The organism is Chitinophaga niastensis (genome assembly GCF_003014755.1).
Lineage (GTDB): Bacteria > Bacteroidota > Bacteroidia > Chitinophagales > Chitinophagaceae > Chitinophaga > Chitinophaga niastensis.
In genome coordinates, this window is the sequence record NZ_PYAW01000002.1 from 1,155,065 (window position 1) to 1,179,710 (window position 24,646).

Sequence of the window (24,646 nt, forward strand, 5' to 3'; positions counted from 1 at the left end):
TAATTATTCTATGCGTATTATCCTTGCCATTATTTTTCTTTTTTTCTTCTCTCTTTCGTTATCAGCACAACAATTTGGTGGAAACCCTCCATCGCTGAAATGGCAGCAGATCAATACAGATACTATACGTGTTATATTCCCCCGGGGCATGAGCCTGCAGGGCGAACGTGTAGCTAATATTGAACAATATCTGAATCGTTATTCCAGGCATTCTATCGGTAACCTGGAAAAAAAGGTAAGCATTGTATTGCAGAACCAAACAATGCAATCCAATGGGTACGTACAACTAGGCCCCTTCCGCTCAGAATTTTATTTATCTCCTTCGCCTTCTTCACAGGATCTGGGCTCACTCAACTGGGTGGAACAATTATCCCTGCATGAATACCGGCACGTATTGCAAAATATGAACTTCCGCCAGGGTGTTTCTAAAGTGTTTTCCTACCTGGGTGGTGAACTGGGGCAGGCCGCTGCTACCAACATCGCAGTGCCTAACTGGTTTTGGGAAGGAGATGCGGTAGTAATGGAAACAGCACTCAGTCCGCAGGGAAGAGGCAGGCTCCCGGCTTTCTTTGACGGTTTCCGCGGACTCTCACTGGCGGGTAAACAGTACAGCTATATGAAAATCCGCAATGGCTCGTATGTTGATTTTGTTCCGGATCATTATCCATTAGGTTACCTCATGAATACTTATGGCCGTGAGCATTACGGACAAACATTCTGGAGAGACGTTACCAGCGATGCAGTACGTTACCGTGGCGTTTTTTATCCGCTCTCGCATAGCCTGAAGAAAAGGACAGGCAAGAATGTGACAGGTTTCTATCATGCCATGTTGCAGGAATATCAGCCACTATGGAATAATTACGCGGCCCGCCCGGATACTACACCGGCAGTGCCTTTGATGCCTGTTGCCAAACAAGTGACTAACTACAAATATGTATATGCTGCTGGTAATAATGAATGGGTGGTGTTGAAAAGTGCAAATAATAAAGTACCTGGTATCTACTTGCTGAATGCCGGCGGTAAAGAGCAGTTGCTGGTCAGACCCGGCATTGTATACGACGACTTTTTCAGTTATAAAAATGGTCGGGCGGTATGGGCAGCTGCCCGCTTTGATGCACGTTGGGGCTGGAAAGATTTTTCTGTTATCCGCATCTGGGATAAGGCTACCGGCAGCACTAAAACAGTATCTCCCCGTGGCAAATTCTTTTCTCCTGATATCAGCGCAAACGGGCAGCAGGTAATAGCTACTGCCACCACGCCGGATATGCAGTACAGCCTGCAACTGATCAATACCCAAACCGGTACCATAGAAAAAGTATTGCCCAATCCGGAAAACTGGTACTACACCTATCCTCGTTTTGCGGCCAATGACCAGGCTATCATCAGTGCTGTACGGAACCAGAAAGGAGAGATGGCGCTGGTGCAGCAATCCCTGACTACCGGCGAATCTACTGTGCTCACGCCTTTCAGCTTCACTGTGCTGGGTATACCGGCTGTAAATGGGGATACTGTTTATTTTACTTCCGGTTATAAAGATGTAAATGACGTGTATGCGCTGACGTTATCTGACAAAAAAACTTATGAGGTAACAGACCGGAGCAACAGTGCGTTACATGTAGCCCTGGACAACGAAAAAGACAGTCTTGTTTTCAGTGAGTTCACTATAAAAGGATATAAATTATACCACGCCGCGGTAAAAACTGCGGGTTGGCAGCAGGTAACTATCAGCAAATTAGACCATAGCGCCTGGCTGCAACCGTATTTTGAAGAAGGCGGTAATATCCTGGATAAAGTGCCACACGATTCTCTACCGGTAAAAAAATATCCGCAGTTCACGCGTCCTTTTAACTTCCATAGCTGGGCACCTTCTTTTAATGACCCGGATTATGGTATCTCCCTCATCGGCGAAAACATCCTCAGCACCACTACTACCAGTCTGGGTTATACGTATAACCGGAATGAAGGTAGTTCAGACTTTGGCGCCAGCTTCACTTTTGGTGGATGGTTCCCTTATCTCTCTACCGGTGTTGACTATACGATAAACCGTAACGGCCTTAATCAAAACAGGGAGCGTGTTTACTGGAATGAAATAACAACGCATGTTGGTTACAGCATTCCGCTCAACTTATCTGCCGGCCTTTACAGCCGCAGCTTATCATTTGGTAGCAATTATAACATCAATCATAGCTATCGGGATAAAAAATACAAAGGAAATGATCTGCAATACCTGACCCACACCCTGATCTTCAACAACCAGCGGATAAAAGCCACGCAAAATATCTTCACGCATTTCGGTCAGTATGCTGCAGTGCAATACAGCAGCTCCACCAGCGGATTATACGCAGAGCAGTTGTATGCAAGACTGGATCAGTATCTGCCGGGTTTATGGCAAAATCATAACCTGGTATTACAGGCTGCTTATCAGCAACGGGACAACGAGTTTAATTATAGTTTTACAGATAACTTCGTATATGCGAGAGGGTATAATACACCGCTTTATACCCGTATTTACAAGCTGGGCGCCAATTACCATCTTCCATTGGTATATCCCGACTGGGGCTTTGCACAGATATTATACTTTAACCGTATCAGGGCTAACCTGTTTTATGATTATAGTATGGCTAATTATTTCAGGGGAGATATTAATACCCGTTATGCTTCTGCGGGTACGGAGCTTTTCTTTGATACCAGGATCGGTAATGTCCTGCCATTCACGTTTGGCGTACGTTTCAGCCACCTGTTTGATCAGGATCCTGTAGATAATGCAAAAAACCGGGTGAATTTTATCATCCCGATTCAGCAATTATTCAGCCACTAAAATTATTTAACATCTATTCTGAGCGCAGGTGCTTTGTAGTATTTTTCACCAGCGTATCTGATGATGATCTCATCAAAATATAATATATCACCTGTTTGCAGTAATTCTTTCAAACGGCTGCTCCACAAGGCGGACAAGGAACCTTGTTTGAAATTTTCTCCGGTAAAATCTTTATAAACGGCAGGTTGTCCGGTGGTATCGTTGAGGTAGGGTTCATGCCTTTCATAAGTAAAGGCAAAAGAGATAATGGGGTATTTAACATTTTTTTCGTCACGCACTACCAGGCTGGAATCCAGCAGCTTTATTATTTCACTTTTAGGAAGTGTATCACTTAAAAAAACACCCCAGCTGCTGCGAAGCTTCGTAGGCCTTTTGTTGCTGACAGTAGCGGCAGCAGGCGCCGCTTTTTTCTTTGCCTGTGCTAATACCGGTGTAGCAGCAGTTCCCAATAATAAAATATAAAGTAGGTGTTTTAGCATGATAGTATGGGGATATAAAAAATCGCCCGGTATAGTAACGACCGGGCGATCATAAAAATTATAAGGATTTTAAACTTTCCTCGATCATCAGAATCTTGGCTTCTGCATCGGCCTTCTTCCGGCGTTCTGCGTCTACCGCTTCCGGCTTTGCATTTTGTACAAAGCGTTCATTGGCCAGTTTATTTTCTACTGATGTTAAAAAGCCTTTCAGATAGGTAAGGTCCTTCAACAGTGTTTCCTTTTGTGCAGCTGTGTCCAGTACGATTTCTGTGCCCAGGTAAAATTTATCTTTCTGTATTACCAGCGTAATACATCCGGGCACTGCTTCCTGTACATAGTTGATAGCTGAGGCATTCACCTGTTTTACGAGCATACTTTCAATTCGTTTGAAGGCATTTTCGTGTTTGGTTTCTATATGCAGTACAATCGGATCTTTTGGTTTGATTTGATGTTTGTTGCGTGCATCGCGGATGCTGCTGATCACTTCTTTTGCCAGCAAACCTTCCTGCAGCGTGGCATGTACCGGTGCTGCAGGTGTGGTAAATTGTTTGATCATCAGTGAATCGTCTTCACTGCGCATTGCCAGTTGCTGATATATTTCTTCTGTAATGAAAGGCATATATGGGTGCAACAGTTGCATCAGTTGTTCAAAGAAGCTTACTGTTTTATGGTATACAGAAGCAGGAATAGGTTGTTCAAAACCAGGTTTTGCCCACTCCAGGTACCAGCTGCAGAAATCATCCCATACCAGGCTGTAGATAGCTTTCAGCCCTTCGCTCAAACGGAAATCGTTGTGAAGGGAAGCTACTTCTTTCTGTACTTCATTCAGTCTGCTTTCAAACCATTTCACCGCAAAATTATCTGCAGCAACATTGGAGGCGCTATCATCTTCCTGTCGTTGTTCCCACATCTTCACCAGCTTCAGGGCATTCCATATTTTATTACAGAAATTACGGCCTTGTTCACAGCTGGCATCATCGTATAGTAAATCGTTACCGGCAGGAGAGGAGATCATGATACCGAAACGTACTGCATCGGCGCCAAATGTATGAATGAGTCCCAGCAGATCAGGGGAGTTACCTAACTGCTTGCTCATCTTACGTCCCAGTTTATCACGCACCATACCGGTAAAGTATACATCGCTGAAAGGCTTTACCTGCTTAAATTCCAGGCCGGCCATAATCATACGTGCTACCCAGAAGAAGATAATATCCTGTCCTGTTACCAATACAGAAGTAGGATAATAGTAGTTGATATCTTCGTTATCAGGTTGGGAGATGCCATTGAATACTTCCATTGGCCATAACCAGGAGCTGAACCAGGTATCCAGGCAGTCCTCATCCTGTGTGAGTGCATCTGCAGTAACGGTGATATTTCGAGCAGCAAACTGCGCTACTGCTTCAGCAGCGGTGGCAGCTACTTCAAAAGTGCCATCTGTTGTGTACCAGGCTGGTATTTGTTGTCCCCACCAAAGCTGACGGGAAATACACCAGTCCTTCACGTTTTCCATCCAGTATTTGTAGGTAGCCAGGAAACGGTCGCCGGGATGGATTTTTACATCACCTTCTACCACTGCGTCCAGTGCTGGTTTGGCCATTTCGGCCATTTTTACAAACCACTGTGTAGAGATACGCGGCTCTACTACGGTATCGGGGTTACGTTGACTGTAACCGAGACGGGTAGTATATTCCTGTTCTTTAACCAGTAAGCCGACTTCTGCTAAAGTAGCTACTACTTTCTTACGGGCTACAAAACGATCTTCTCCTACAAATACTACTGCAGCTGCGCTGAGGGTACCATCATCATTGAGGGTATCTACTATTTCCAGGTTGTGTTTCAGACCCAGGTTATAGTCATTGATATCGTGTGCAGGTGTCACTTTAAGTGCACCTGTTCCAAATTCTTTATCTACATAAGTATCGAAGATCACCGGTACACGACGATTTACCAGCGGCACTGTTGCATAGTGGCCTTTCAGGTGTGCGTATCTTTCATCCGCTGGATTTACACAGATAGCAGTATCGCCCATGATGGTTTCAGGACGCTGTGTAGCAATGGTGATAAACTCACCGGTAGCTTTGCCGTCGCCATCTGTGATCGCATATTTTACATGATACAGTTTACCCTGCAGATCTTTGTATTCTACTTCTTCATCACTCAAAGCTGTTTTGGCTTTGGGATCCCAGTTGATCATGCGTGCACCGCGATAGATAACACCTTTTTTATACAGATCCACAAACACCTTTATTACTGCTTCGTAATAATGATCGTCCATTGTGAATGTAACACGGTCCCAATCGCAGGAGCAGCCGAGTTTTTTTATCTGGTGATAGATAATATCACCGTATTTATCTTTCCATTCAAATGCATATTTCAGGAACTCTTCGCGGGAGAGCTGGGATTTTTCAATACCCTTTTCCCGTTTGAGCATGTCTACTACTTTGGCTTCTGTAGCAATAGAAGCATGGTCGGAACCTGGTACCCAGCAGGCGTTGAACCCGCTCATACGGGCACGGCGCACGAGGATGTCCTGGACGGTTTCATTGAGTGTATGGCCAAGATGTAAGACCCCGGTCACATTAGGAGGGGGAATGACTACAGTAAAAGGCTGGCGGTGATCCGGTTTAGAGCGGAAATAACCTTTGTCCATCCATTGTTGGTACCATTTTTCTTCAACCGTTGCAGGCAGGTAGTTTTTCGAAAGTTCCATGCTATTCATAATATAAGGTTGCAAAAATAACGGAGATTCAGCAGAGATGGAAATTAGTTTATGTCTTGTTTGGGGGTGGCTGACCCTTGCAGGACAAATATCAGGGGAAACCTGCCAGATAGGAATTTGTTCACGCCACTTAAACCAGCCCGGTATAAACTCTTAACAGGCTCGTCTATTTTGAGTGATTATTAAACCCCTTGTTAATTATCCAAAACGCTCTGAAATGAATAAATACTCTTTTTTTTCCGGCAGGCTGCCATATCTGGTATGCCTCGTGTTCCTTTCCTTATTCCTTACTAATTGTTCCAAAGAAGGTCCCCAGGGACCTGCAGGTTCGCAAGGTGCAGCTGGTGTGCCAGGGCCGGGAGGCTCGGCTGGTCCACAGGGACCTCCCGGTAATGCGAATGTGGTATCTGGTACTTTTACACTGGTTAGTACTGACTATGTGACTGATTATTGGACAATAGGCACCGGGAACGGAGGTGCACTGGGTATAACTGCAAGAGCAGCGCTTAAGAATATTCCGGCAATAACTGCGGGCATCTTTAATACAGGCACTGTGCTGGTTTATTTAAAAACACCGGTAAGTTTGGGTAGCACAGCTACTGTCTGGTCACCTTTGCCTTATGATATACGTGGTTTTAATGCAGGGTATTTAACCAGTTTCAAGTTTAATTATGAAGCAGGGAAGCTGCGGATCTATTACATGATTGTGCAGACAGATGCAGCGGCGGTAAATGTTCCTGATGTAACTGTTGCCGTGATCCCTTCCTATGACTACAAATATGTGGTGATAGCCGGAACTGCTGCTGCAAGGGCAAGCCAGGCGATTAATCTGAAGGATTATAATGAAGTAGCCAGGTATTTTAACCTGAAGGATTAAGCCAGGCACCCAAAAAAGGGTATTCCGTCTGTAAAATATACAAGTGGACGTACTGTAAATTCTTTGTTAGATTGATATTTACAGTACGTCCGCTTGTATATTTTATGAAGTCGGGAATTGCGGTAAAGTATTTATGCCATTTCAGCAATCACCTCACAGGTTTTATTAACCATTTCCGGTGTTACATCCAGATGTGTTACTATTCTCACCTGTGTAGGGGAGATAGCCATGACAAGGATTCCTTCATTTTTGAGATAGTCAGCGAAGAGCTTTGGTGTCCAATCGCCGGTCACTTCAAAGATGAGGATATTTGTTTCTACCGGCAGCATATGGCCGGTAAATGATTTCTCCAGCAGGGCCTGGGCTATTTGTTTAGCGTGGCGGTGATCTTCTTCCAGCCGTGCTATATTATTTTCCATGGCATAAATACCGGTAGCAGCCATGAAACCGGCTTGCCGGAGGCCACCACCAAGCTTTTTGCGGATACGTCTGGAAGATTTGATAAATGTATGACTACCTAATAATACTGAACCCATTGGGCAGCCCATGCCTTTATTTAGGCAGACAGAAATACTGTCAAATAATTGTCCGTAAGTTCTTGGGTCCTGACCAGTGGCTACCAATGCATTAAACAACCGGGCGCCATCGAGGTGCAGTGCGAGGCCATGTTCCCGGCATACCGCTTGTATCTTCACCATTTCTTCCCAGTCGTAGCAGCATCCGCCACCTCGATTGGAAGTGTTTTCGATGCATACGAGGCTGGTACGTGCTTTATGTACATCGTCCGGGTTAATGGCCGCCGCTACCTGTGTGGCGCGGATCATGCCCCTGTCTCCGATGATGGCGTGTACCTGCGCACCGGCATTGAATGCAATACCACCTCCTTCATAAATATATACATGAGCAAGATTACTGCAAACCACTTCATCCCCCGGCAACGTATGTACTTTGATGGCTATTTGATTACTCATTGTGCCGGAAGGGCAGTACAAGGCTGCCTCTTTGCCAAAATAATCTGCCATCATGGCTTCTAATTTATTGATACTGGGATCTTCACCAAAGACATCATCGCCTGTTTCTGCCTGTAACATGGCTTGTAACATGCCAGGACCGGGACGTGTAAAAGTGTCGCTTCTAAAGTCAATCATTTTGTTAAAAAATTTGCAATGGCTTTGATGATAAATTAGTTAAGTTATTAATTTAATAATGATTCTTTATCAATTGTTAAAATTTGCATAAACCATCGCCTGACAGGGACTAAAGCACTATAAAATTCCGTTATAAAACTGTACTTTGTTATATGGCTGGCAAATATAAGAAGTATTTGGTAGAGTGATTGGTTAGCACGATCTTTGCAGACTTATTTTGAATCAAAAGGATAAAGCGCGGGAAACTTTGTAAGTTAATAATTTTAAAAATTCGAACAAAAAATTTCTTTCGCTGTTATTTTATTTATAAACCAATACAATTTTTCATATGAGGCAACTTAAAATTGCCACCCAGATCACCAATCGTGATTCGCAGGCGGTAGAAAAGTACCTGCAGGAAATCTCGAAGATCCCTTTGTTAACACCTGAGGAAGAGACCGTTTTGGCGCAACGCATTAAAATGGGCGATCAGAAGGCTCTTGAAAGATTGACTACAGGAAACTTACGTTTCGTTGTTTCTGTTGCGAAGCAGTATCAGCACCAGGGGCTCAGCCTCAGTGATCTTATTAACGAAGGTAATCTTGGCTTGATCAAGGCAGCACAACGTTTCGATGAAACTAAAGGTTTCAAATTCATTTCTTACGCTGTATGGTGGATTCGCCAATCCATTTTGCAGGCGTTAGCTGAACAAGGTCGTCTTGTTCGTCTTCCGCAAAACAAAATTGGCACCTATAATAAAGCTAATAAAGCTTACATGGCATTTGAACAGGAAAACGAGCGTGAGCCTTCTACCGAGGAACTCGCAGAAATCCTGGAGATGTCTGAATCAGAAATAAATAATATCTTCCAAAGCAATACCCGCCATATGTCACTGGATGCACCGGTACATGAAGCAGAAGACGTAGCTATGGGTGACTTACTGGAAGGTGGAGATATTACTGATGATGATGTTATGAGAGATTCTCTTCGTGAAGAGATCCGCAGGGTGTTAAAATCCCTGAGCCCTCGCGAAGCTGAGATAGTGAATGCTTATTTCGGTCTGGATGGTGAAAATGGCGCAACAATCGAACAAATCGGCCAGAAATATGATCTGACCAAAGAAAGAATCAGACAAATTAAAGAACGTGCTATAAAAAGGCTGCAAAAAGCTCGCTATAGCGGCGCTCTGAAATCTTACCTGGGATAAGTTCATTCATCCATATGGTTATCCGATTAACCAAATGAATAAATTTACTACTCCTCTTATTCTATAAAAACACCGGCCTTGTAAATACATGGCCGGTGTTTTTATATTGGAAACACCCCGTACTTTTGTAATCTATGCGTAACGTGCCTTTTATCACACTGATTGTCCTGATCTTTTCCGCCTGCGAAAAAGATATCAGTGTTAATCTGCCGCAGCAGCAGCAGCAACTGGTGGTAGAAGGTAAATTTGAAAGTGGTACCTATCCCCAGGTAATACTCACACATAGCCTTAACTATTTTGCTAAAATAGATCCGGTAATCTTGTTGAATTCTTTTGTGCATAATGCTACTGTTACGGTGTCGGATGGTAGTAAAACCATGACACTCACAGAACAAACAATAGATACAGGTGGTGTTCAGTTCTTTGTATACAGACCTGATCCCAATCAAATAGCTTCCGCTTTTAAAGGAAAATTGTCAGGCATCTATACGTTACGCATAAACGCTGACAATAAGGCATATGAATCCGTCACCACTATACCACTCAATTCATTCAAACTGGATTCCGTTTGGTGGCATAGAGTGCAGGTGAAAAGTGACACCAATAAAGCCCGCTTATGGGCACGGATAACGGATCCGCCGGCATTTGGTAACTACGCACGCTACTTCACAAAGCGTAACAGCGAGCCTTTTTTACCCGGACTTAATTCCGTTATTAATGACGAGGTAGTTAACGGCACAACATTTGAAATTCCTGTAGACGCCGGCGTAAATAAAAATAAGTCGATAGATCTGGAAACATATGCATTCTTTAACAGCGGAGATACGGTAACACTAAAGTTTTGTAATATTGATAAAGCTACCTATGACTTCTGGCGAACATTAGATTTTGCATATAACAGTAACGGTAATCCATTTTCGTCACCCACAAAAATACTGGGGAATATACCCGGCGCATTAGGCTACTGGGGCGGGTATGCAGTAACCTATAAGACAATTATTATTAGCAAGTAATTATACAGCAAACAAAGTATGGAAAACAAGCAACAAGAGCATGTGCATTTATTGATCATCGGTTCCGGCCCTGCCGGTTATACTGCTGCCATCTATGGTGCAAGAGCCAACCTTAAACCAGTATTATACCAGGGTATTCAACCCGGCGGACAGTTGACTATTACTACTGAAGTAGAAAATTATCCAGGTTATCCGGAAGGTATTCAGGGTCCTGAAATGATGGTGGATTTTGAAAAACAGGCAACCCGCATGGGCGCTGATATCCGCTATGGTTTAGCTACATCTGTGGACTTTAGCAAACAGCCTTATAAAGTAATCATTGATGAAGAAAAGGAAATTACTGCCGATGCTATCATCATTGCTACCGGTGCTTCTGCCAAGTGGCTGGGACTTCCGTCTGAACAACGCCTGAACGGTAGCGGCGTTTCTGCCTGCGCCGTTTGCGACGGATTTTTCTTCCGTGGTAAAGAAGTGGCTATAGTAGGTGCCGGTGATACCGCTGCTGAAGAAGCATTGTACCTCTCCAAAATGTGCAGCACCGTGCATATGCTCGTGCGCCGCCATGAAATGCGCGCCTCTAAAGTGATGCAGGACCGCGTACTGAAAACTTCCAATATCATCGTTTACTGGAACTCAGAAACTGATGAAGTATTAGGAGATAAAAAAGTAGAAGCAATAAGAATCCTCAATAACAAAACCCAGGAAAAGAAAGAAGTGCCGGTAAGTGCATTCTTTGTGGCTATTGGTCACCAGCCTAATTCCGGTATCTTCAAAGACTACCTGGAACTGGATGACCAGGATTACATTCTGACAGTGCCAGGTACATCCCGGACTGCTGTGGAAGGTGTATTTGCCTGTGGTGATGTACAGGATAAAATCTATCGCCAGGCTGTAACGGCTGCTGGTAGCGGTTGTATGGCGGCACTGGATGCAGAAAGATATTTATCTGCTAAAGAACATAACCAATAATAAAAAGAATTACGAATTGCGAATTGCGAATTACGGAGTAGTGAGGAGATCTTCCCGAAGATCTGTTTATGATCTCCTCACTACTCCGTAATTCGCAATTCGTAATTCGTAATTCTCTTTCTATGTTAACGATTGCTCTCGAACAAGCTACTTTCCACGCTTATCACGGTTTCTACCCTGAAGAAACAATTATCGGGAATGATTTTGTACTGGACATCGCTGTTCGTATACCCGGCACCGTGCCCGTGGATGATTTATCCGAAACTGTTAACTACCAGGGTATTTATGAAGTAGCCAAAACAGTGATGGCGGTTCCCCGTCTTTTGCTGGAAGAGGTAGTATATGAGCTGTCAGATGTGCTGAAGCAGCGGTATCCAGCCATTCAGAAAAGTATTGTTACGCTGCGTAAAATGAATCCACCTATGGGTGCCAGTATCCGTAACTCCCTCGTTTCACTGGAAAAAGAATATTGATTAAACAGAATTTTGCCGATCCTCTGATGTTTTTAATTTGTAATTTTCGTAGATTTATATCTATTAGTTAATCAACAAATTCACACGCTGTAAAAACCTGTCCTATGTTTAAGCGGATCATGGCAGTTTCCTTTTTTGTGTTAGCAGTCTTTTCTGTAAAGGCTCAAAGTGTTAGTGAAATGGTGGAAGAAGCCAAGCAGCTGGAAAAACAGATGAAGGAGACAGAAGCCTTGGAAAAAGATAAAGATATCCTGAAAATACAACCTACCGAAATAGACGCCTTAACACAGGCCAGTCAATTATCTTCCCGGATCGGTAATCGCCAGAAAAGTAAAGACGATAAAATACCTTATTTTAATCAGGCTAAAAATTACGCCCAGCAGGCATTAAAGGTGAATCCTAATAGCGCAGAAGCGAATTTGTCAATGGCCATCGCCATGGGACGTGTAGCATTGATATCAGGTGCCAAAGACAAAGTAGCTGCATCCAAGGATGTAAAACGTTACGCTGAACTGGCCATTAAATTCAATCCTTCGTCAGGACAGGCTTACCACGTTTTAGGTAAATGGAATTTTGAAGTGGCCAACCTCAACGCTTTTGAAAGAGGTGCTGCTAAAATGCTCTTCGGCGGCTTGCCGGATGGTTCTCTGCAAAATGCCATCAATAATTATGAAAAAGCCCGGCAGCTGGATCCCGCCTTTCTACTCAATTATTATGAACTGGCCAGGGCCTATAAAGAAAATGATCAGCAGGATAAGGCTATTGAAGTGCTGAAGAAAGCATTAACACTCCGCAATATTACACAGGACGATGTGAGCATTAAAGTGGATTGTAAAAAGATGCTGGATGATATGCAATAAGAAATTACGAATTACAAATTACGATCACAGCGGAAGATCTTCGCGAAGAGCCGTAATTCGTAATTCTCTATTATATTTCCTTCCCTTTCCATCTGCCACTGCGCAGATACCAGTAACTGATACCAAAGATGATAGTCCAATAGATGAAATCTGCTCCCCAGGCCCACTGCAGCGGACTACGCATTCTTTCTATTACCACGTCGCAATAAAACAGGTAGCCTATAACCGCTATAATTTCTGTTACCAGGTTAATGCGTGTATTACCGGTTCCCAGCACCCCACTCATTACCACGGCTGCAACTGACATCAGTATGGTACTCAGTGTGATAATGCGTATAGACGGAATGGCGGCAGTAATCAGGTCGGCATTGTTGGTGTAAATATGCAGCAACGTATAAGGGAAAAGGTTGACGAGCACACATACAAAGGTGGCACAGCCTACACTGATGACGACTATCTTATTTATAATAGTAAATACCTGGTCCGGTCGTCCTTGTCCTATTATATTGCTGACCATGGTATTACAGGCAGCTGCCAGCGACCAGGTAAATATGCCGAAGAAGCCAAAGATACTGCGCAGCATATTGGATACGGCCAGTGGCCTTTCTCCCAGGTGTTCTATGAAAATAAAAAAAACAAACCAGCTGCCAATGCTGAACAGGAACTGTACAATCAATGGCGCAGATACATTTAATATGCTTTTGATTACCACCCAGCTTGGGCGCAGATAATTGAACAGGCTGTATTCCAGGTGATAGCGTTTAATAAAGAGGATACTAAAAGCCACACTGCAACCGGTAACTTCAGCAATGATGGAAGCGGTGGCGGCGCCATTAAGTCCCATGGCAGGGAATCCCAGCTTCCCGAAAATGAGGACATAGTCGAAGAAAATGTTCATTATTTCCTGGAACATAGAGGTAACCGCCAATACCCGTGAATGCCCGCTGCCAATATAAAACGCATTGGCCATGTTGAGTAGCATCAGGAAAGGCAGGCCCCAGATACGGATACGGATAAACGAAATGGCTGCCTGGTAAATATGATGATCGTGTAAACTTTTGGAAAAGAACCAGGGGGCGGCCAGCAGGGTAATGAATATAGCCAGCAGGGAAAAGAAAGTGCCTACCTGTATTCCGTTGGAAAATAATTGTCCGATACCCGCATACTGCTGCTGCCCGGCTCTGCGGGCTATCAGCACCTGCATGCCATTATTCAGTCCATAGGCAATCATGTACATCACGAGATAATAAATACCCGCTATACCGTTGGCTGCCAGCTCAAATTCCCCCAACCGTCCCAGGAACGCAGTATTGGTGATGTGATTGATCTGCGGAATGATCAGTGCCAGGCATATAGGACCCGCAATTTTTATAATCTGCCGGTTAGTAGCTTCCAGTTGCATGAATCTTATCAGATTATCCCAAAAAACAAAGATATGGCTATATGTTTATCATCTGCCTTATATAAATGAACAAAACACAAGCACCAATTAACTAAAAAGATTATTATTGTATTTCATTTGAAAGGTAAAATATGGCCGTGGCTTACAACATCCATCCTGCATTTACAGTAGACGATGAAACCCTGCTGGAAACTGACCTTACTTCCTGTCATTTATTAGTGCTGGTAGGAAGTGGCACTTTTAGTTATGTGGTATTTGACCCGGCTGTAAAAAAGTTCCTGGCGTTGAAGTCTTATCATTTTGTGCCGCAGAAACTGGCGATGGCCGATCTGGAAATGATAGAAGAAGTATTTGATACAGATAAACTGCTGTTTACTGCTTTTAAATCCATCCTGCTGGCTTTTGATACCGGCGGCGGGGTATTGGTACCTGAAGTGTACTATATGCCTTCCATGAAAAAAGACTTTCTCCATATAACTCAGCCGGAAAAAATGCAGGAAGCTGTACTGTCAGACCTGATACCCGGAGTGCCAATGGTAAATGTTTATAGTGTAGATAAAGACCTGCTGGGATTTTTACGTAAAGAATTTTCTACTGACCTGGTGATCCACGCCAATTCTGCTTTACTGCAATCTTATCCGCTGGATTTTGATTTCCATGCGCAGGAAGGCGTTGCTTTTGTAGAAGTACAACAACATACGTTTACCGTAACCATTTATGTTGGCGGCAAGTTACAGATACAACAGGAAAGTGAGTACCAGACCGGTTTGGATGTGGTGTATACCCTGGTAAATACGTTGCGGCAACTTGGTTTGAACGAGCAGCTGGTAAAAGTAAAGCTGGGAGGGGCAGTGGCCACAGATGCGGGTGTATACCAGGAAATGTACAAATTTATATCGCACCTGGAATGGGTGCAAAGACTACCGGGTTTCAACTACATTACCAAAATGCAGGAAATACCGGGTTATTATTTTCATAATTTATATGCGTTAGCGTTATGCGTATAATCGGAGGAGCTAGTGGGGGCAGAAAAATACAACCACCTGCAAAAATGCCTAATACCAGGCCTACTACAGATATTGCAAAGGGAGGGTTGTTTAATATCATCGAAAATAACCTCGATATTTCTTCTTTAAAAACACTCGATATTTTTGGAGGCACCGGAAGTATCAGCTATGAGCTGGCCTCCAGGGGTGCAACGGATATGACGGTGGTTGAAAAAGATCCCGCTATGGCGGAATTTATTATCAAAACAGCCAAAGCATTAGGTATCGATACCCTGAAAACGGTAAAGATGGATGCTTTTAAGTATCTGCAGCAATGCACAGAAAAATTTGATCTGATTTTTGCTGACCCGCCATACATGATGGAAACACTGGATCAGTTACCGCTGCTGGTATTTGAAAAAGAATTGCTGAATCCCGAAGGATGGCTGGTGGTAGAGCATACACAACATGAGAAATTCAAGGACTATTCCTATTATCGTTCTGAAAGGAACTATGGTTCCACCATCTTCTCTATCTTTATTAACCGGGAGGAATTGAAACGTTGACAGATAATCTTTAAATCGATAAACCGCCATGAGGATTTGTTTATTCCCAGGTACATTTGATCCTATTACCCTCGGACATACGGATGTAATTAACCGTGGACTTGATTTGTTTGATCGTCTGGTAATTGCCATTGGTGTTAACAGCAGCAAAACCCCTATGTTTACATTGGAAGAACGGATAGCATGGATCAGGGAAATTTATAAAGATGATCCCCGTATAGAAGTTGCTTACTATAAAGGGTTGACCATTGATTTTTGTAAGAAGATAGATGCCCGCTTTATTCTTCGCGGTATCCGCTATGTCAGCGATTTTGAGTACGAAAAGGCAATAGCAGATGTGAACCGCACCATTGCGCCACAAATTGAAACTATTTTCTTAACCACCGTACCGCAGTATTCAAGTATCGCATCCACTTTGGTAAGAGATATTCACCGTTATGGGGGAGATGTTGCGCCATTCCTTCCACCACAGGTGATGGAAGGTATTAAACGGTCTCAAAAATAATTTTTAAACGCTGATGATATGAAAACGATCTGGCATTCTACGAAGATTTCACTGGACCAATTAAATGAATACAGCGATTCCACTATGGCCAACTGTCTGGATATGGAATTCACTGAAATAGGGCCGGATTATCTTAAAATGATGATGCCGGTAGACCACAGAACCAAACAACCGTACGGATTACTGCATGGGGGCGCTTCGGCCGCACTGGCGGAAACTGTGGGCAGTATGGCGTCTGCATTGATTATTGATCCGGAAAAACAGATTTGTGTAGGGATGGAAATAAACGCTAACCATTTACGTGGCGTGAAAACCGGTTATGTACATGCCTGTGCAAGGCCATTGCATATTGGTGCTACCAGTCATGTGTGGGATATCCGTATTACAGACGACCAGCATAAGCTGGTATGTGTGAGCAGGCTCACTATGGCCATTCTTGCGAAGAGATAAAAAATATTCAGCTATTTAATGGTTGTTTTTCTGCAACTAAATAGCTGAATAACAATATATTACATATTAGCAGCCCTGAAAACTTCCCGGATATTCTCGTAAGAAAACTTCAGGTACTTCGCTACATTCTCCGGTTTAACCCATTGCAGATCCTGTATATCTTCTTCTATCTGAGGTACTGTTAATTCGGTGCCGGTAAACTGCATCCGGTACCAGTGGGTATGTTTCAACACCTTTTTATTTTTCATCGGATAATAGTGAAATGTTTCCGTGATCTTATGTTCCAGCGCAACCGTATGTAAACCGGTTTCCTCTGCTACTTCGCGCAGCGCACAGGTTTCCAGGTTTTCTCCCGGATCCTGTTTGCCTTTGGGAAGATCCCATTTACCTCTGCGGAACATCATCAGTACTTCTCCTGCCGGATTGGTGACAAGACCACCGGCGGCTACCAGTGTAGTAAAATGCAGCGATACTTTTTTGAATAATTGTTTTACATCCGGGGCGGTGAAAATAGCCGTTTCTTTTTTACCGTCTTCCAGTTTCCGGAGTACACTTTCCATCTTTTCTGTATCGGGATTGGTGTATACTTTGGCAGCTGCTAAGTGGGCTGGTATTGGTTCCTGATCTGAGCACAATAACAGTGGACGTTCGTTGAGATAGATAGTAATATTTGCTTGCATGCCGCAAATGTAATGAGGATCGGTAATTTGATTAAACAAATTCTTTTAATCAATGAAAATCATAGTAATTTTGGCGGTTGTATGAGTACAGTAAGCGAAAAACAAGTTGCAGAAAGATTGCTGCAGGTGCAGGCCGTTAAATTAAGTCCTGCACAGCCTTTTACATGGGCTTCCGGCTGGAAATCGCCGATATATTGCGACAACAGGAAGATCTTATCTTATCCTTACGTGCGCGACTATATTAAATCAGAGTTGTGCAACATGGTATTTGAAACGTTTCCGGATGCTGCAGTTATTGCCGGTGTGGCCACAGCGGGTATTCCCCATGGCGCATTGGTAGCAGATCAGCTGAAACTGCCTTTTATTTATGTGCGTTCCAAGCCAAAAGAACACGGCATGGGTAACCAGATAGAAGGTGTATTGCAACCCGGTCAGCCGGTAGTAGTGGTAGAAGACCTCATCTCAACCGGTAAGAGCAGTTTGGAAGCAGTACAGGCTATTCGTGCAGCCGGTGGGGAAGTAATAGGCATGGTGTCTATCTTCAATTACGGTTTTGACATTGCCGTGAAAGCTTTTGAAGCAGCAGGCGTTCCATTTCACTCGCTGAGTAATTATGGTGCTATGATTTCGCTGGCAGAAGAAAAGGGTATTGTTTCTGCCGATGAAATTGCCACTTTGCAAGCCTGGAGAAGTGCACCTGATCAATGGGGCAAGTAAGTGAAAATTGCATATCACTTTTTTTGTATATTCGGGCATATAATATCTAAACTATGCGTATCCTAAAATTAGTAATGTTGTTCCTGGTAGCCAGTGTAGGCATGGCTATGGCTCAACAGAAAGAGAAGACTATTTTAACAGCAAATATCAGCACGCCTACCGTACAGTGTGAGTCCTGCAAGAACCGTATTGAACGGTACATGAAGCAGGAGGAAGGTGTACAATCGGTAAAAGTTGACTTCAAAAAGCATATCACTACCGTTAAGTATTGGACTGATCGTACCAACATTGAGAATATTAAAACGGGTATTGCCAATGCAGGATATGATGCAGATAATGTAGCTGCCAATCCTGAGTCTTACGCAAAATTGCCGACCTGCTGCAAAAAGCCTGAAGATGGCGGTGGCATGGAAAAAGATAAAAAGAAACATTAATATTGAAGATACAGCCATAATCCACCAGTATGGCGGTTTATGGCTGTATCTTGTCAAATAATCCTTTTATTATCATCAATACAGCAACCACATATCCCATCCTGTTTAATTCGCTGAAGCATCACTTCACTACGCTTCAGTATAATCTTCATCAACTTAATCCGGAAGCACTCCATTTTGAATTACTCACTATTGGCGGATCACAAATGGATATGTATGCAGGTAAACTGGATATTACAGGTATTTTCCGGGAAATTATGGACCAACTGTATGAGGCTGGTATTCATACACGTGGAGCTTATGAGCAATTGCTGAATATAGAAGGGGGATATGCAGAGATGGTATTGTCCGATAGTTCCCGTTGGGTATTACGCCTGGCTGCAAACAAGCCGCAATATATTCATCTGCATCCTGCGAGGTACAGTCCGCATACTTTCCGTGTAAAGGCGGCAACGCTCAAAACAGCGCTTAGTTATCATGTTGCGCAACAGCACAAATTATTGAAAGGAAATTTGCTGGAAGATATTAATCAGCTGCGCAGCGGATTGGAGCTGTCGCCCATCAGAACCGTGGCAGAAAGTAAGCAGTTACTGGAAATAATGACCTTAATTGGTTGCCGGTTATCAGAAAAAATTTAAGGCTTGTTTGGTTTCGCATTTGATTGGAAATGGCAGGTAGATACCACCCTTGCCTACTTTACATTTCCCCGTTGCTTTTATGGTCACCTCTTTATTGGAAAATGCAGTAAATGCATTTTGGAATACATTGGCCATATTTATCTCCAGCTTCACCGGAAAATAGAAAGTGTCTTTTGCGGGAATATAAATCATGCTGTCCTGTAAAGAATGTCCTACGGGTCTGTCATCAATAAACAGATCGAAGTCGGCATCTTTTAATTGCAATTTGTAATTGTTAGGGTTATAATATGCCAGGGTCATCCGTACAATACTTTTGGACATACCTAGCTCATCCATAGTGATTCCGGCTACCCTCACAAACTGAATATCTTTTGTTTTTTCGCATGAGCTCGCAAGTCCCCATATGAGAAAAATTGCCATAAATAATCGGATTGCTTTCATCGGCTGAACAGGTATTTAATTTATGTCAAACCTACTGCAAAGCTTTTAGTTATCAAAAAGCAGGATTTGAATTGGGAAACATTTAACGGGATCGGGTAAAAAGAGGAGGGGAGTCTTCTTTTTAATAACATATAAAACACATATAAAAAAATATATCCTTTATAAAAATCTGTTATTTTCGTGATCCCTCCTGTGCTCGCTAAAAATGAACAAAAAAGCGACTAATTTCTTTAGTATTTTTGCATTTCCATGACCACTTGCGATAGGTATTGCTTTGCTAATTTGTTTAGCATATTATTTATAATGCTATGAATTGTAAACCATTCACTTAAAGTTAATTATTAAGTAATTAGGTCTAAGTGATTGTCAGGTGAAATTAACGGATTTCATACCAGGAACTCAAAAAAGTTGACATTATGACAGAGAATGCAAAAAGTGAAGTGCTATTAATTGAATCTCAATATTTTCCACCAATTAATGCATATAAAACTTTAATTAAGCACGATATATTACAGATAGAAAAATATGAGCACTACCAAAAGCTCAGTTACAGGAATCGTTGCTATGTGGCCGGACCAAATGGCCGTATGATTTTAAGTGTGCCATTGGCCCGCGGAAAAAATCAGCGCACAGTAATGAAGGATGTCAGAATCAGTAATGAAGAAAAATGGCAAGCCCTGCATTGGAAAACGCTTGTGTCTGCTTATCGCCGTTCCCCCTGGTTTGAATATTATGAAGCAGACCTCGAAGTGTTGTTTGAAAAACCATTCGACTTTTTGCTGGATTGGAACCTCGCATGTTTTGAATGGGCGAATAGCAAGCTTGGCCTTATAATGCCTGTCACTTTTACGGATAGTTATCAAAAGGATGTGACCGGTGTTACAGATGCCCGCGAAACTATCTTACCGGGGGCTGTATCTCCCGGTGAACCGGAATATACCCAGGTGTTTCAGGACCGTACAGGTTTCATTCCCGACCTCAGTATATTGGATCTGCTTTTCTGCGAAGGCAAACAGGCCATGGAGATACTAAAAAGAGGTGGGGCAAACACGAAATAATATTATTTAACTTATTGGTTTGTAATAGTTTGTATATTTGCCCGGGTAATTGTACTTTTTTAATCAACACCTCGCGAAAAAAATTAAGGTGGCAATCAACAAAATATTTAGATTTGCAACCTATTTTGCTGGGGTTCGAACTGACGTAGGTGTGTAAACCAGGAGTTTCCCAGTGAGGGAAAAAAGGATTGTTATCCTATAATTTTTTTTCTATTACTAATTCCTAAAATTCATTTGCAGTACTAAATGAACAACACCTACACAGACCTGGTTAAACAGACCTTTGAATTTCCCCAGGAGGGCTTTGAAGTTAAAGACAACTACCTGGAATTTAATGGTTTGGATATTAAGGCATTGATTGACAAGTACGGAACACCGTTTAAGTTGACCTATCTCCCCAAAATCGGGATGCAGATCAATAAGGCGAAGAAGATGTTCCATGACGCCATTAAGAAGAACAGGTACGACGGAGAGTATTTTTATTGCTATTGTACCAAAAGCTCGCATTTCTCCTTTATTATGGAAGAAACGTTGAAGCATGGGGTGCATATAGAAACTTCCTTCGCGTATGATATTGACATCGTCAATAAACTGTATGAGCGGAAGAAGATCAATAAAGAAACCTACGTTATCTGCAATGGTTTTAAAACCAAAGCTTATACCCGGGCTATAGCGCGTTTGGTTAACAGTGGTTTTAAGAATGTTATTCCGGTGTTGGATAACAAAGAAGAACTGGAAGATTACAAGAGAAATATAAGAATAAAAGATAAAGTGAAACTGGGGCTACGTGTAGCTGCAGAGGAGGAGCCTAGCTTTGATTTTTATACTTCCCGTCTTGGTATACCTCCCCGTGATATTCTTGAATATTACGTGGATAAAATAAAAGGCAATGAGAAGTTTGAGCTGAAAATGCTTCACTTCTTTATGAACAAGGGTATCAAAGATGATATTTATTACTGGAGCCAGTTTAACCGTGTAATTAACCTGTATTGCCAGCTGAAGAAGATCTGTCCTGAACTGGATAGTATCAATGTGGGTGGTGGGTTTCCTATCAAACACTCTTTAGGATTCGATTACGACTATAATTACATCGTAAACGAAATTGTTGCCAATATAAAGAGCATGTGTAAGAAAAATAAGGTACCTGTACCTAATATCTACACAGAGTTCGGTTCTTTCACAGTAGGAGAAAGCGGCGCAGTAATTTACAGCGTGATAGGTGAGAAGATGCAGAATGACAGGGAATCATGGTATATGATTGATAGCTCTTTCATTACTACTTTACCTGATACATGGGGTATTGGAGAGAAGTTCCTGATGTTGCCCATTAACAAATGGGACCAGGAATACCAGGAAGTACACCTGGGTGGACTCACCTGTGACGGATATGATTTCTATACATCTGAAGAGCATATAAATGCCGTATTCCTGCCTAAGCAGCAAGCATCCGGAGAACCATTATATATCGGGTTTTTCCATACGGGCGCTTACCAGGATCAGCTGAGTGGTTATGGTGGTATCAAACACTGTCTGATACCTTCGCCCAAGCATGTGATTGTGGGATACGACAAAAACGGTCAATTGAAAGATTGGCAGTATGCCAAAGAGCAAACCGCTCAAAGCATGTTAAAGATTTTGGGTTATTAAAAAAATGGGTTAGTAATCCTACTGAAAGCCCCCCGATTATTCGGGGGGCTTATTTTTTTCATTTTTTCTTTCAGTCTGATAAAAAAAAGGCTTTCATTTTACTGAAAGCCTATCATGGCATAGGTTATAAAAAGAGTCATCAGCATAAGGAAAATAGGAGATGAATTTTGATGACGCAAATATATGGCTACATATCTTCCCGAATAAGACCAAAAAGTTGTAATTTTTTTTAACCCTTATTTTAATCAGGATACCCGTTGGGGCAATAATTTATTATCAAGATGTCCGAAAATAGTGCAAATGGTAATATTTACTTATCAGGTATGATATAAAAGTTATCACGCAAATAATCCCTATATATCACACAGATGTGTAGGTCTATTCTTCCTGCGAATCGTTCAAATAGTCGATAGCGGACCCGCATTGTTTCTCAATTTCGGTAAAACAGGCTTCTATCAGCTCCAGTTCACCCTTCACAAAAGCCGATTTTCCGGAACGGGAAAATCCTTTTACCAGCAGAAATTGTTTCGTCAGATTCTGATTGATGAGGGATAAATGTTGCTTTTGTTTTTCGGCAGTACGCCGTTGTTCCATAGATATGATATTGCGGTAATACTGACCTAATGCCCTGATCAGAAAGAGTAGATATAAACCTACCACAACCGGATTAGCGAGGTACTCAAAAGTGGGAGAATGACCCGGACTTATGAAAATGGGTATATTATTTATTTTGATAGACGCCACTGCAATAAGGTATCCGCAAAGGACTATGCACCAGGTAAGGGCGGTCAGCAAATTCACCGTTATGTAACATAATAAAATGCTCATAACCCATATCAGCACGTATTTGGGCGTTAGGTCCTGGTTATTGAAAAAGGAAGATAAAATAGGAATTGTCAAAGTGCAAAAAGAAGTGAGCATACCTACGAATCCTGCGGAAACTCCTTTTTTCAGTAATAAAAGACAAACTACCAGGATGATCATCATCAGGGGAATGAGGATTATATTCACCTCATTCTGACTTATCATATTCAGAAACAGAAAACTCATTAACAATCCAACATAGAAGAAGATATAATCAAATATCAATTTGATTTTCGCCTGTTCGTAGGTGTCATTTGTATGGAGTATAACTTTTCCTATCACAGCATTTTCTGTGCTGAGATATATGTTTTTTATAAATAACCAGGCTTGCCGGAAGAATTTTACCATTGCTTCGTGCTTAGAAAGGGCAAATTATTGCATTAATACACAAAAGCAGATTCAACGTTCGTGTGAATTATACACATAAAAAAAGAGGTGCCGGTAAAGGCACCTCTTCATTAAATCCCACGTTATGATCAACTTTATTATTTGAAAGCTGACATTTCCCTTATTCCACTACTATTTCTTTTGGCGCTTCCTGTTTGTTTTCCTTTTTAGCCAGGATTACTTTCAGGATGCCATTTTCATATTTTGCATTGATCTTACCGGCGTCTACCACTTCGCTGATAGTGAAGGAGCGCTTGAAAGATTTAAAGTTAAACTCACGGCGTACCTGTTTATCGCCTTCTACCTTTGTTTCTGTTTTCTTTTCCGCGCTGATTGTGATCGCCTTTTCGTCGGCGCTGATTTTAAAATCTTCTTTTGAGAAACCCGGTGCTACTACATCCAGGAGGAAAGCATCTTTCGTTTCAACGATATTTACCGGCGGATGTGTGGTAAAATAATCGTTGGTCAGAAAATCGTCTTTAACATATTTGTTTAATCCACCATTGAGGATGTCTTCAACAATACCAAATGATTTGGAGAGCGGGCTGTGGTTAAATTTAATGTGTGTCATAGTTTTCTATAAGTTTTTTAGTGAAATCAATTTTTGTTTGATACCGGGTACAGATCAAATGGGATACCATGCCACTAAAACTGCTATTTTGTTAGTAAAAAAGTTACAGATTATGACATTGTGTCATTTGTATTGTAGTTATTGTGTCAAAAAGTCTATTTTCTTATCCATTTTTTTTCTTTCTGCTCCCATATATATAACTTTGTGAAAAATCTAAACTGAAAAAATTATAATTATATGTATCCAGCGGAACTAGTAATGCCTATGAAGGCTGAATTGACAGATAACGGCTTTGAAGAATTGCTCACTGTAGACAATGTTGAAAGCACCCTGAAGAAAGATGGTACTACCCTGGTAGTTATCAACTCTGTATGTGGTTGTTCTGCCGGTACTGCCCGCCCGGGTGTACTGATGGCGGTAGCTCACAGCGAAAAGAAACCAGACAGGCTGACAACCAGCTTCGCCGGTTTTGATGGTGATGCTGTTAAACAAATACGTACACACCTGTTACCTTATCCTCCTTCTTCCCCATCTATCGCTTTATTTAAGAATGGTGAATTAGTACACCTGATCGAACGTCATATGATTGAAGGTCGTTCAGCACAAATGATTGCTGCGAACCTCGCAGATGCTTTCGAACAATATTGCTAAATATTCACATTCCGAATTTCCAATTTAGAAATTCGAAATTGCATCGTACTTTGGTGGTTTGATTTTCCTTTTGATTAAATTCGGCTTTGTTCATAGGAAGATTCAGA

At 42.2% G+C, this 24,646-nt stretch carries 25 protein-coding genes; 17 read left to right on the forward strand and 8 right to left on the reverse strand.

Annotation, left to right across the window (positions count from 1 at the left end):
• The first annotated feature begins 10 nt into the window (after nucleotides 1-10).
• Nucleotides 11-2,818: a TolB family protein gene (locus tag CLV51_RS13280; protein WP_106528509.1), complete on the forward strand. Its 2,808-nt coding sequence runs from the start codon at nucleotides 11-13 to the stop codon at nucleotides 2,816-2,818.
• A 2-nt stretch (nucleotides 2,819-2,820) separates the two neighbouring features.
• Here CLV51_RS13280 and CLV51_RS13285 read toward each other — a convergent pair whose 3' ends face one another.
• Both CLV51_RS13285 and CLV51_RS13290 read right to left on the reverse strand, forming a co-directional pair.
• Complete coding sequence (locus CLV51_RS13285; RefSeq protein WP_146151282.1) at nucleotides 2,821-3,297, reverse strand: hypothetical protein; 477 nt, start codon at nucleotides 3,295-3,297, stop codon at nucleotides 2,821-2,823.
• Between the two features lie 58 nt (nucleotides 3,298-3,355).
• Nucleotides 3,356-6,007 carry a valine--tRNA ligase gene (locus tag CLV51_RS13290; protein ID WP_106528822.1) on the reverse strand — a complete coding sequence of 884 codons (2,652 nt, stop codon included), beginning with the start codon at nucleotides 6,005-6,007 and terminating at the stop codon, nucleotides 3,356-3,358.
• A gap of 226 nt (nucleotides 6,008-6,233) precedes the next feature.
• Between CLV51_RS13290 and CLV51_RS13295 the strand changes: the two genes are divergently transcribed.
• Nucleotides 6,234-6,893: a hypothetical protein gene (locus CLV51_RS13295; RefSeq protein ID WP_106528511.1), complete on the forward strand. Its 660-nt coding sequence runs from the start codon at nucleotides 6,234-6,236 to the stop codon at nucleotides 6,891-6,893.
• Between the two features lie 131 nt (nucleotides 6,894-7,024).
• On the opposite strand, the gene CLV51_RS13300 is transcribed toward CLV51_RS13295, so the two are convergent.
• Nucleotides 7,025-8,041, reverse strand: a complete 1,017-nt coding sequence (locus CLV51_RS13300; protein ID WP_106528512.1) for a threonine aldolase family protein — start codon at nucleotides 8,039-8,041, stop codon at nucleotides 7,025-7,027.
• 328 nt (nucleotides 8,042-8,369) lie between these two features.
• Here CLV51_RS13300 and CLV51_RS13305 point away from each other — a divergent pair, with 328 nt between their 5' ends.
• The 5 genes from CLV51_RS13305 to CLV51_RS13325 all read left to right on the forward strand — a co-directional run bounded on the left by CLV51_RS13305 (nucleotide 8,370) and on the right by CLV51_RS13325 (nucleotide 12,542).
• On the forward strand, nucleotides 8,370-9,227 hold the full coding sequence (locus CLV51_RS13305) for a sigma-70 family RNA polymerase sigma factor (RefSeq protein ID WP_012793808.1): 858 nt from the start codon (nucleotides 8,370-8,372) through the stop codon (nucleotides 9,225-9,227).
• Nucleotides 9,228-9,361: 134 nt separating this feature from the next.
• Nucleotides 9,362-10,240 carry a DUF4249 domain-containing protein gene (locus CLV51_RS13310; protein ID WP_106528513.1) on the forward strand — a complete coding sequence of 293 codons (879 nt, stop codon included), beginning with the start codon at nucleotides 9,362-9,364 and terminating at the stop codon, nucleotides 10,238-10,240.
• Nucleotides 10,241-10,258: 18 nt separating this feature from the next.
• Nucleotides 10,259-11,209 carry a thioredoxin-disulfide reductase gene (trxB, locus tag CLV51_RS13315; protein WP_106528514.1) on the forward strand — a complete coding sequence of 317 codons (951 nt, stop codon included), beginning with the start codon at nucleotides 10,259-10,261 and terminating at the stop codon, nucleotides 11,207-11,209.
• A 122-nt stretch (nucleotides 11,210-11,331) separates the two neighbouring features.
• On the forward strand, nucleotides 11,332-11,682 hold the full coding sequence (locus tag CLV51_RS13320) for a dihydroneopterin aldolase (RefSeq protein ID WP_158267007.1): 351 nt from the start codon (nucleotides 11,332-11,334) through the stop codon (nucleotides 11,680-11,682).
• A gap of 104 nt (nucleotides 11,683-11,786) precedes the next feature.
• A complete protein-coding gene (locus CLV51_RS13325) occupies nucleotides 11,787-12,542 on the forward strand; it encodes a tetratricopeptide repeat protein (RefSeq protein WP_106528516.1) in 756 nt (251 codons plus the stop codon).
• Between the two features lie 70 nt (nucleotides 12,543-12,612).
• On the opposite strand, the gene CLV51_RS13330 is transcribed toward CLV51_RS13325, so the two are convergent.
• Nucleotides 12,613-13,944, reverse strand: a complete 1,332-nt coding sequence (locus CLV51_RS13330; RefSeq protein WP_106528517.1) for an MATE family efflux transporter — start codon at nucleotides 13,942-13,944, stop codon at nucleotides 12,613-12,615.
• A gap of 137 nt (nucleotides 13,945-14,081) precedes the next feature.
• Here CLV51_RS13330 and CLV51_RS13335 point away from each other — a divergent pair, with 137 nt between their 5' ends.
• The 4 genes from CLV51_RS13335 to CLV51_RS13350 are packed head-to-tail and all read left to right on the forward strand — an operon-like array spanning nucleotide 14,082 to nucleotide 16,451.
• Nucleotides 14,082-14,951 (forward strand): DUF3822 family protein, encoded by an 870-nt coding sequence (locus tag CLV51_RS13335; protein WP_158267008.1) that lies wholly within the window; start codon nucleotides 14,082-14,084, stop codon nucleotides 14,949-14,951.
• The gene (locus CLV51_RS13340) at nucleotides 14,942-15,496 is read left to right on the forward strand and encodes an RsmD family RNA methyltransferase (protein ID WP_106528519.1); all 555 of its coding nucleotides are present in this window, start codon (nucleotides 14,942-14,944) and stop codon (nucleotides 15,494-15,496) included. The genes CLV51_RS13335 and CLV51_RS13340 overlap by 10 nt, the downstream gene beginning before the upstream one ends.
• A gap of 28 nt (nucleotides 15,497-15,524) precedes the next feature.
• Complete coding sequence (coaD, locus tag CLV51_RS13345) at nucleotides 15,525-16,001, forward strand: pantetheine-phosphate adenylyltransferase (protein WP_106528520.1); 477 nt, start codon at nucleotides 15,525-15,527, stop codon at nucleotides 15,999-16,001.
• 18 nt (nucleotides 16,002-16,019) lie between these two features.
• Nucleotides 16,020-16,451: a hotdog fold thioesterase gene (locus tag CLV51_RS13350; RefSeq protein ID WP_106528521.1), complete on the forward strand. Its 432-nt coding sequence runs from the start codon at nucleotides 16,020-16,022 to the stop codon at nucleotides 16,449-16,451.
• A gap of 59 nt (nucleotides 16,452-16,510) precedes the next feature.
• Here CLV51_RS13350 and CLV51_RS13355 read toward each other — a convergent pair whose 3' ends face one another.
• Nucleotides 16,511-17,131, reverse strand: a complete 621-nt coding sequence (locus CLV51_RS13355; RefSeq protein WP_106528522.1) for an NUDIX hydrolase — start codon at nucleotides 17,129-17,131, stop codon at nucleotides 16,511-16,513.
• Nucleotides 17,132-17,212: 81 nt separating this feature from the next.
• On the opposite strand from CLV51_RS13355, the gene pyrE reads away from it, so the two are divergent.
• From pyrE to CLV51_RS13370, 3 genes are read left to right on the forward strand one after another with little or no spacing between them, the layout of a single operon-like run.
• Complete coding sequence (pyrE, locus tag CLV51_RS13360; protein ID WP_106528823.1) at nucleotides 17,213-17,848, forward strand: orotate phosphoribosyltransferase; 636 nt, start codon at nucleotides 17,213-17,215, stop codon at nucleotides 17,846-17,848.
• A 53-nt stretch (nucleotides 17,849-17,901) separates the two neighbouring features.
• Entirely contained in the window at nucleotides 17,902-18,282 is a 381-nt protein-coding gene (locus tag CLV51_RS13365; protein WP_106528523.1) for a heavy-metal-associated domain-containing protein, read from the forward strand.
• Between the two features lie 29 nt (nucleotides 18,283-18,311).
• Nucleotides 18,312-18,920, forward strand: coding sequence for a hypothetical protein (locus CLV51_RS13370; RefSeq protein ID WP_106528524.1), 609 nt, complete (start codon nucleotides 18,312-18,314; stop codon nucleotides 18,918-18,920).
• Here the strand turns inward: CLV51_RS13370 and CLV51_RS13375 are convergent.
• On the reverse strand, nucleotides 18,906-19,340 hold the full coding sequence (locus tag CLV51_RS13375) for an LEA/WHy family protein (RefSeq protein WP_158267009.1): 435 nt from the start codon (nucleotides 19,338-19,340) through the stop codon (nucleotides 18,906-18,908). The genes CLV51_RS13370 and CLV51_RS13375 overlap by 15 nt on opposite strands.
• A 437-nt stretch (nucleotides 19,341-19,777) precedes the next feature.
• On the opposite strand from CLV51_RS13375, the gene CLV51_RS13380 reads away from it, so the two are divergent.
• Nucleotides 19,778-20,419: a WbqC family protein gene (locus CLV51_RS13380; protein WP_106528526.1), complete on the forward strand. Its 642-nt coding sequence runs from the start codon at nucleotides 19,778-19,780 to the stop codon at nucleotides 20,417-20,419.
• Nucleotides 20,420-20,665: 246 nt separating this feature from the next.
• The gene (locus CLV51_RS13385; RefSeq protein WP_106528527.1) at nucleotides 20,666-22,066 is read left to right on the forward strand and encodes a type III PLP-dependent enzyme domain-containing protein; all 1,401 of its coding nucleotides are present in this window, start codon (nucleotides 20,666-20,668) and stop codon (nucleotides 22,064-22,066) included.
• A gap of 378 nt (nucleotides 22,067-22,444) precedes the next feature.
• Here CLV51_RS13385 and CLV51_RS13390 read toward each other — a convergent pair whose 3' ends face one another.
• Nucleotides 22,445-23,278 (reverse strand): hypothetical protein, encoded by an 834-nt coding sequence (locus CLV51_RS13390; protein ID WP_106528528.1) that lies wholly within the window; start codon nucleotides 23,276-23,278, stop codon nucleotides 22,445-22,447.
• A 160-nt stretch (nucleotides 23,279-23,438) separates the two neighbouring features.
• The gene (locus CLV51_RS13395; protein WP_106528529.1) at nucleotides 23,439-23,888 is read right to left on the reverse strand and encodes an Hsp20/alpha crystallin family protein; all 450 of its coding nucleotides are present in this window, start codon (nucleotides 23,886-23,888) and stop codon (nucleotides 23,439-23,441) included.
• A 237-nt stretch (nucleotides 23,889-24,125) separates the two neighbouring features.
• On the opposite strand from CLV51_RS13395, the gene CLV51_RS13400 reads away from it, so the two are divergent.
• The gene (locus tag CLV51_RS13400; RefSeq protein ID WP_106528530.1) at nucleotides 24,126-24,539 is read left to right on the forward strand and encodes a BrxA/BrxB family bacilliredoxin; all 414 of its coding nucleotides are present in this window, start codon (nucleotides 24,126-24,128) and stop codon (nucleotides 24,537-24,539) included.
• Nucleotides 24,540-24,646: the final 107 nt, after the last annotated feature.

What these genes read in the sequence shown, in the direction of transcription:
- CLV51_RS13355 (WP_106528522.1), bottom strand. Translation starts at nt 17,131, where the DNA reads ATGCAAGCAAATATTACTATCTATCTCAACGAACGTCCACTGTTATTG.
- trxB (WP_106528514.1), top strand. Translation starts at nt 10,259, where the DNA reads ATGGAAAACAAGCAACAAGAGCATGTGCATTTATTGATCATCGGTTCC.
- CLV51_RS13290 (WP_106528822.1), bottom strand. Translation starts at nt 6,007, where the DNA reads ATGGAACTTTCGAAAAACTACCTGCCTGCAACGGTTGAAGAAAAATGG.
- CLV51_RS13320 (WP_158267007.1), top strand. Translation starts at nt 11,332, where the DNA reads ATGTTAACGATTGCTCTCGAACAAGCTACTTTCCACGCTTATCACGGT.
- CLV51_RS13310 (WP_106528513.1), top strand. Translation starts at nt 9,362, where the DNA reads ATGCGTAACGTGCCTTTTATCACACTGATTGTCCTGATCTTTTCCGCC.
- CLV51_RS13285 (WP_146151282.1), bottom strand. Translation starts at nt 3,297, where the DNA reads ATGCTAAAACACCTACTTTATATTTTATTATTGGGAACTGCTGCTACA.
- CLV51_RS13350 (WP_106528521.1), top strand. Translation starts at nt 16,020, where the DNA reads ATGAAAACGATCTGGCATTCTACGAAGATTTCACTGGACCAATTAAAT.
- CLV51_RS13390 (WP_106528528.1), bottom strand. Translation starts at nt 23,278, where the DNA reads ATGGTAAAATTCTTCCGGCAAGCCTGGTTATTTATAAAAAACATATAT.
- CLV51_RS13295 (WP_106528511.1), top strand. Translation starts at nt 6,234, where the DNA reads ATGAATAAATACTCTTTTTTTTCCGGCAGGCTGCCATATCTGGTATGC.
- CLV51_RS13385 (WP_106528527.1), top strand. Translation starts at nt 20,666, where the DNA reads ATGAACAACACCTACACAGACCTGGTTAAACAGACCTTTGAATTTCCC.
- CLV51_RS13305 (WP_012793808.1), top strand. Translation starts at nt 8,370, where the DNA reads ATGAGGCAACTTAAAATTGCCACCCAGATCACCAATCGTGATTCGCAG.
- CLV51_RS13325 (WP_106528516.1), top strand. Translation starts at nt 11,787, where the DNA reads ATGTTTAAGCGGATCATGGCAGTTTCCTTTTTTGTGTTAGCAGTCTTT.
- CLV51_RS13365 (WP_106528523.1), top strand. Translation starts at nt 17,902, where the DNA reads ATGCGTATCCTAAAATTAGTAATGTTGTTCCTGGTAGCCAGTGTAGGC.
- CLV51_RS13370 (WP_106528524.1), top strand. Translation starts at nt 18,312, where the DNA reads ATGGCGGTTTATGGCTGTATCTTGTCAAATAATCCTTTTATTATCATC.
- CLV51_RS13330 (WP_106528517.1), bottom strand. Translation starts at nt 13,944, where the DNA reads ATGCAACTGGAAGCTACTAACCGGCAGATTATAAAAATTGCGGGTCCT.
- CLV51_RS13280 (WP_106528509.1), top strand. Translation starts at nt 11, where the DNA reads ATGCGTATTATCCTTGCCATTATTTTTCTTTTTTTCTTCTCTCTTTCG.
- coaD (WP_106528520.1), top strand. Translation starts at nt 15,525, where the DNA reads ATGAGGATTTGTTTATTCCCAGGTACATTTGATCCTATTACCCTCGGA.
- CLV51_RS13340 (WP_106528519.1), top strand. Translation starts at nt 14,942, where the DNA reads ATGCGTATAATCGGAGGAGCTAGTGGGGGCAGAAAAATACAACCACCT.
- pyrE (WP_106528823.1), top strand. Translation starts at nt 17,213, where the DNA reads ATGAGTACAGTAAGCGAAAAACAAGTTGCAGAAAGATTGCTGCAGGTG.
- CLV51_RS13375 (WP_158267009.1), bottom strand. Translation starts at nt 19,340, where the DNA reads ATGGCAATTTTTCTCATATGGGGACTTGCGAGCTCATGCGAAAAAACA.
- CLV51_RS13400 (WP_106528530.1), top strand. Translation starts at nt 24,126, where the DNA reads ATGTATCCAGCGGAACTAGTAATGCCTATGAAGGCTGAATTGACAGAT.
- CLV51_RS13300 (WP_106528512.1), bottom strand. Translation starts at nt 8,041, where the DNA reads ATGATTGACTTTAGAAGCGACACTTTTACACGTCCCGGTCCTGGCATG.
- CLV51_RS13395 (WP_106528529.1), bottom strand. Translation starts at nt 23,888, where the DNA reads ATGACACACATTAAATTTAACCACAGCCCGCTCTCCAAATCATTTGGT.
- CLV51_RS13380 (WP_106528526.1), top strand. Translation starts at nt 19,778, where the DNA reads ATGACAGAGAATGCAAAAAGTGAAGTGCTATTAATTGAATCTCAATAT.